Origin of the sequence: Marinimicrobium sp. UBA4509 (assembly GCF_002388575.1) — a bacterium.
GTDB lineage: Bacteria > Pseudomonadota > Gammaproteobacteria > Pseudomonadales > Cellvibrionaceae > Marinimicrobium > Marinimicrobium koreense.
The window spans coordinates 76,893-81,774 of record NZ_DGMV01000041.1 but is presented as its reverse complement, the minus strand read 5'-3'; the positions used below and the strand labels follow the sequence as shown (position 1 = coordinate 81,774).

Here is a 4,882-nt window from a genome sequence, read left to right as displayed (position 1 = left end):
GGTGTCCTAGACCACTAGACGAATGGGACACTGTAATTACTTCAACTACTTTGGAGCGGGAAAGTAGATTCGACCGGGCTGGCGTTCCAGCTCCCGACCTCTCCTGACTTACCACACACCTAATTGGAGCGGGAAAGTAGATTCGAACTCCCGACCCTCGCCTTGGCAAGGCGATGCTCTACCACTGAGCTATTCCCGCTCGACTCGAGGGCGAATTATACGCATCGCTGCGCGCTTGTCAAACAATCAATTTATCAACGGGTTCAAAGAGCTACTGTGCTGCTGACATTTATGCTGCCTACATTGAGCGACTAAGGTGCGGCCAAGCAGCTTTTAGATACTGAGCCATTGACCAAAGCGTGAGAGCAGCGGCAGCGTACAGAACAACCACGCCCAGTAGCGCGATTTCGTGCCCTGGCGGGAAGGCCAGCAGCACCAGAATGGCGACCATCTGCAGCGTGGTTTTTAGTTTGCCAACCCAAGAGACTGCCACCATGCCGCGTTTACCCATTTCGGCCATCCACTCCCGCAGGGCCGAGATTACGATCTCCCGGCCGATAATCACAATGGCCGGTGCGGTGAACCAGGGAGTGGCGTGCAGCTCAACCAGAAGGGCCAGGGCGATGACCACCATCAGCTTGTCCGCCACCGGGTCCAGGAAGGCGCCAAAGGGGGTGGACTGGTCGTATTTGCGGGCGACATAGCCATCGGCCCAGTCGGTGATGGCGGCAATACTGAAGATCATGGCGGAGGCGAAGTGGGCCCACCCGAACGGAAGATAGAAGACCACTACAAACAGCGGGATGAAAACAATGCGGATCAGGGTCAGTTGGTTCGCCAGGGTCATGGGATAGATCGGTCTCTGGTTCTGTCGTTGGGCGAATCATACAGCCGTGAGGCGGGGGTGACCAGTGTTGCGTCGGTTGGATTGGTGTCGGCGTAATCGTGAGGGTGTTGCGGTTGTGGTGTCGTTGGGAGGTCATACGGCCGTGAGGCGGGGTGACCGGTTTGAGTAGGTCGGATTAGCGTAGCGTAATCCGACTCTTGGTGCGGTGGTGGTTCTGCCGGGGGTGTCGGATTACGCGCTGCGCGCTAATCCGACCTACTGACTACTGAGATTCTGGGGAGCTATAGGGTAGGGATAGCGCGATCCAGAGCGCCCACGTCCAGGAAGGGCGAGGCATCAATGTCTTTGGCGTCCATCATTTCCGCCACGCGCTGCAGGGCGGCGATGATCATGCTCTGTTCCCATTCATCCAGTTCCCTAAACCGTTCCACAAAGTTGTCCTGCAGCGCCGTGGGCGCGGAGGCCAGGATTTTTCGGCCGTGGTCGGTCAAACGGGGGTAGACCTTGCGCTTGTCGGTTTCCGAGCGGATGCGTTCGATCAGCTCCCGCTTCTGCAGACGGTCCAGAATGGTGGTGACGGTGGCCTGGCTCAGGCTCATATCCCGGGCCAGCTCGCTGATGGTCATGTCGCCCTTGGCATGAACGATCTGCAGGAGCAATAACTGTGGCCCCGTGACGCTGGCGGTTTTCACCAGCTTCTTCGAATGCAGGTCGGTCGCCCGGATGACCCGACGCAGCGAAACCAATACCTCTTCGATCTTGTCCGAGGTGCTCATGGACTTGAGCGCCGTCATGTTGCGTTCGGCGCGGGAAGCCAGGCCCTGAGGCAGGTGGGATTCGTCTTTGGTCATGCGCGTGTCTCCGAAGGGCTGCATGGGTTCGGGTGGACTGATCATTTAGCTTAGTGTACTATAGATTTTTATTTAGTTCTCTAACTATTTCAATTCATTCGAATTGTCGGGGCAAACCTTGATTTTTTGCGGGTTTGGGATCATACCCCTATATTGTTGTTATAAACGGGAAGGAGCAGACCATGACCGACACACCCAGTGACAATCTGGATTTTCGCAAGCCCACCGCTGAGGTCGGCTACCTCCTGAATCAGCTGGTGGCTGCCAGCCCGCCCCTTGACCCCAATTCCATTTACTGCAATCTGCTCCAGTGCTCTCACTTCGCCGATACCGCCGTGGCCGTATTCGATGGCGAGCAACTGGTCGGTTTCGTGTCCGGTTACGTAGAACCCAACAAACCGGACACCCTGTTTGTCTGGCAGGTGGTGATTGCCGAGGCTGCGCGCGGTAAAGGTCTGGCCAAACGGATGCTCAAACATCTGCTGGGCCGTGAAGCCTGCGCGGAGGTGCGCTACATCGAAACCACGATCACTCCGGACAACGAGGCGTCCTGGGCGCTGTTCCGCAGCCTGGCCCGGGACCTGGATACTGAGCTGAACAGCGAAGTGTTTTTTGAGCGCAACACCCACTTCGGTGGCGAGCACGATGATGAACACCTGCTGGTCATCGGACCGTTCCAGACCAGTCGTCACTGATTGGTCGGACACGGTCCGATAGAAACTGACACCGGCCGACCTGTCGGCCATAAGGTGCCTCGAGATGAGTAGAGGTATCGAACAGGCGGGTTAGCGGGGCGGCACCCCGGTAATCGGCACAATGCTTCAGAATGGAGGACTTATGTCACACACAGTCGAAAAAATCGGCGGCACGTCAATGAGTGAGTACGATGCCGTACGCGACAATGTGGTTATGAAAAACGGGAAAGACGAGGACCTCTACCATCGGATTTTTGTGGTCTCCGCCTACGGCGGCCTGACCGACCTGCTGTTGGAGAACAAGAAAAACGGCCAGCCCGGCGTCTATGGCCTGTTTGCCAGCACCAATGACGATGACCCCTGGATGGAAGCCTTTGACAAGGTGCGCAAGCGCGTGCTGGAACTGAACAAGCAGTATTTTGGCGATACCGACCTTCGCAAAGAAGCCGATGCCTATATCAAGGAACGCCTGGACGATGCCGAACGCTGCCTGACCGATCTGCAGCGCCTGTGTCAGCACGGCCACTTTGAGCTGGACGCGCACCTGTTCACCGTGCGTGAAATGTTGGCCAGTATTGGCGAAGCCCACAGTGCCTGGAATATGGCCAAGTTGCTCCAGCGTGATGGCGTCAACGCCCGGTTTGTCGATCTCTCCGGCTGGAAAGCGGATGGTGCACTGGCGCTGGATGACATGATCAAACAGTCCTTTGCGGGCATCGATTTTGCCAAAGAGCTGCCCATTGTCACGGGCTACACTCACTGTAAAGAAGGCCTGATGGCCAGCTTTGACCGTGGCTACAGCGAGATGACGTTCAGCCGTATCGCGGTGCTGACCGGAGCCCACGAGGCGATCATTCATAAGGAGTTCCACCTGAGCAGTGCCGATCCGCGCCTTGTCGGCGCGGATAAAGTGGTGCCCATCGGTCGCACCAACTACGATGTGGCCGATCAGCTCGCGAATTTGGGGATGGAAGCCATTCACCCCCGCGCCGCCAAGGGCCTGCGCCAGAACGGCATCGCACTGCGGGTGAAAAACACCTTCGATCCGGATCACGACGGCACCCTGATCACCGGCGATTACGTCAGTGAAAAACCCTGTGCGGAAATCATTGCCGGTCGCAAAGGTGTGTACGCGATTGAGGTGTTCGACCAGGACATGATGGGCAATATCGAGAAGTATGATTCCGGTATTCTGCATCAGATTTCGCGCTTCAAGGCGCATGTGGTCAGCAAGGACATCAACGCCAACACCATTGTCCATTACGTTGCCGGTAACCTGAAAACCGTCAACCGTATTCGCAATATGCTGGAAGAGAAGTACCCGGATGCGGAAGTGGATGTGCGCAAGGTGGCGGTCGTGTCCGCCATTGGCAGTGATATGAAGGTGTCCGGTATGCTGGCCAAGTCGGCAACGGCACTGTCCAGCGCCAACATCAGTGTGCTGGCCATTCACCAGTCGATCCGTCAGGTGGATATGCAGTTTATCGTGGACGAGGACGACTACGATCAAGCCGTTAAGAGCCTGCACAAGGCCCTGGTGGAAGTCCACGACCATGGGGACGCCATATGCGCAGCCTGATCAGGCTGGCCGCGCTCTTTCTACTGTGTGCCTCGGTATCGGTGTTCGCCCAGAGCGACGCCGATGGCGAGGCACGTCAGCGTGTGGCCGAAGAAATCGAGAAGCTGGAAGAACCGATGTACAGCCCCTTCATTGAGCGCTATATGCTCGATGAGCTGAAGCAGTTGCGGATCGATCTGTCCAACCAGCGCGCCGAGCTGATTCAGCAGGTGGTGGACCGGGAGATCGAGTCCATTGACCGGGGCGTGACCTATGCAACCAACACGGTCACTTACTTTTTCTATCTGATCGCGGCGGTGAGTTCGATTCTGGTGTTGCTGGGCTGGAACTCCATTCGCGATATGAAAGAAAAAATGAGTAGCCTGGCGGACGAGGAAGTGGGCAAGCTGGTCAACGCCTATGAGGTGCGTCTGCGGGGTATCGAGAAACAGCTGACCCAGAAAACCCGGCATATTGATGCTAACCGCGAGGAGATTGAGCGCACCCAGGAAATTCATTCACTCTGGCTGCGCGCCAATCTTGAGCACACGCCGGCGAATAAAATCGCCATCTACGACCAGATTCTGGCCGTGAAGCCCGAGGATTGTGAGGCGCTGACCTACAAGGCGGATGTGGTGCTCGAGTTGGGCGAACCCCAGTGGGCAGTGAATCTGTGTCAGCAGGCGCTGTCGATCGATTCGGACAATGCCCATGCGTTCTATCAGCTCGCCTGTGCTCATACCGCATTGGGTCACTACGAAGACGGCGTGCACTTCCTGGGCGAAGCACTGAGCCGGGCGGAAAGTTATCGGGAATCCCTGATGCAGGACCCGGCGTTGTTCCCGTTGCACGACATGCCCGCATTCAAGGAATTGTTGGGGATTCGGGAAGAGGAGTCGTAGATTCTCGTTACGGCGGATGCGCTTCGCTT

General features: G+C 56.9%; 5 protein-coding genes and 1 tRNA gene. 3 read left to right on the top strand and 3 right to left on the bottom strand.

Annotated features, from left to right (window positions below):
• Positions 1–124: 124 nt before the first annotated feature.
• The 3 genes from B3520_RS06440 to B3520_RS06430 form a co-directional block, all read right to left on the bottom strand.
• A tRNA-Gly gene (locus B3520_RS06440) sits at positions 125–199 on the bottom strand.
• A gap of 99 nt (positions 200–298) precedes the next feature.
• Entirely contained in the window at positions 299–847 is a 549-nt protein-coding gene (gene pgsA, locus B3520_RS06435) for a CDP-diacylglycerol--glycerol-3-phosphate 3-phosphatidyltransferase (RefSeq protein WP_286875690.1), read from the bottom strand.
• 281 nt (positions 848–1,128) lie between these two features.
• The gene (locus tag B3520_RS06430) at positions 1,129–1,623 is read right to left on the bottom strand and encodes a MarR family winged helix-turn-helix transcriptional regulator (RefSeq protein WP_202960771.1); all 495 of its coding nucleotides are present in this window, start codon (positions 1,621–1,623) and stop codon (positions 1,129–1,131) included.
• 257 nt (positions 1,624–1,880) lie between these two features.
• Between B3520_RS06430 and ectA the strand changes: the two genes are divergently transcribed.
• The 3 genes from ectA (at position 1,881) to B3520_RS06415 (ending at position 4,853) form a co-directional block, all read left to right on the top strand.
• Positions 1,881–2,393 (top strand): diaminobutyrate acetyltransferase, encoded by a 513-nt coding sequence (ectA, locus tag B3520_RS06425; RefSeq protein WP_024460119.1) that lies wholly within the window; start codon positions 1,881–1,883, stop codon positions 2,391–2,393.
• 142 nt (positions 2,394–2,535) lie between these two features.
• Positions 2,536–3,972, top strand: a complete 1,437-nt coding sequence (locus B3520_RS06420; protein ID WP_024460120.1) for an aspartate kinase — start codon at positions 2,536–2,538, stop codon at positions 3,970–3,972.
• Complete coding sequence (locus B3520_RS06415; RefSeq protein ID WP_123637336.1) at positions 3,960–4,853, top strand: tetratricopeptide repeat protein; 894 nt, start codon at positions 3,960–3,962, stop codon at positions 4,851–4,853. The genes B3520_RS06420 and B3520_RS06415 overlap by 13 nt, the downstream gene beginning before the upstream one ends.
• Positions 4,854–4,882: the final 29 nt, after the last annotated feature.

What these genes read in the sequence shown, in the direction of transcription:
- pgsA (WP_286875690.1), bottom strand. Translation starts at nt 847, where the DNA reads ATGACCCTGGCGAACCAACTGACCCTGATCCGCATTGTTTTCATCCCG.
- B3520_RS06430 (WP_202960771.1), bottom strand. Translation starts at nt 1,623, where the DNA reads ATGAGCACCTCGGACAAGATCGAAGAGGTATTGGTTTCGCTGCGTCGG.
- ectA (WP_024460119.1), top strand. Translation starts at nt 1,881, where the DNA reads ATGACCGACACACCCAGTGACAATCTGGATTTTCGCAAGCCCACCGCT.
- B3520_RS06420 (WP_024460120.1), top strand. Translation starts at nt 2,536, where the DNA reads ATGTCACACACAGTCGAAAAAATCGGCGGCACGTCAATGAGTGAGTAC.
- B3520_RS06415 (WP_123637336.1), top strand. Translation starts at nt 3,960, where the DNA reads ATGCGCAGCCTGATCAGGCTGGCCGCGCTCTTTCTACTGTGTGCCTCG.